Origin of the sequence: Bacillus sp. REN3 (assembly GCF_017912555.1) — a bacterium.
In the GTDB taxonomy this organism is placed as follows: Bacteria; Bacillota; Bacilli; order Bacillales; family Cytobacillaceae; genus Mesobacillus.
The window spans coordinates 1-457 of record NZ_JAERSD010000071.1 but is presented as its reverse complement, the minus strand read 5'-3'; the positions used below and the strand labels follow the sequence as shown (position 1 = coordinate 457).

The 457-nt window shown below is 46.4% G+C and carries 1 protein-coding gene; it reads left to right on the top strand.

Translation table 11 applies throughout. The annotated features are described in order from the left end of the window. The coding region (locus JJQ88_RS21030; RefSeq protein ID WP_210367981.1) for a transposase at window positions 1-240 on the top strand (240 nt) is incomplete at its 5' end. Between the last annotated feature and the right edge of the window lie 217 nt (window positions 241-457).

The following is a 457-nucleotide window of genomic DNA, read 5'->3' as shown; positions in this document are numbered from 1 at the left end:
AAGTACATCAATGAACACAACAAATCAGTCGCTCAGACGGCTAGAGAAGTTGGGGTGAATGAGAACACGTTACATGGCTGGATCAAAAAATACGGCAAGCAGCCAGAAGTCAAGAGTGTGCAAACCTTCTCTTCGGCAGAGGCTGAACTAAGGGTGCTCAAGAAAGAAGTACGCGACCTGCAGGAGGAGAATGAGATCTTAAAAAAGGCGATGCACTACTTCGCGAAAAGCCCTCGGTAAAATATGAATTCGTTCATGAGAATCGCTCCCGATTCCGAGTGGAGAAGATGTGCAAAGTCCTGGGAGTTTCCAAAAGCGGCTATTTTAAATGGTTGAACCGGCCAAAAAGCGACAGGCAGAAACGAAACGAGAAATTGACACAGGCAATCCTTCAGACCCATTTGGAGTTCAAGCAACGATACGGCAGCGTCAAGATAGCTAAAACCCTAAACAGACG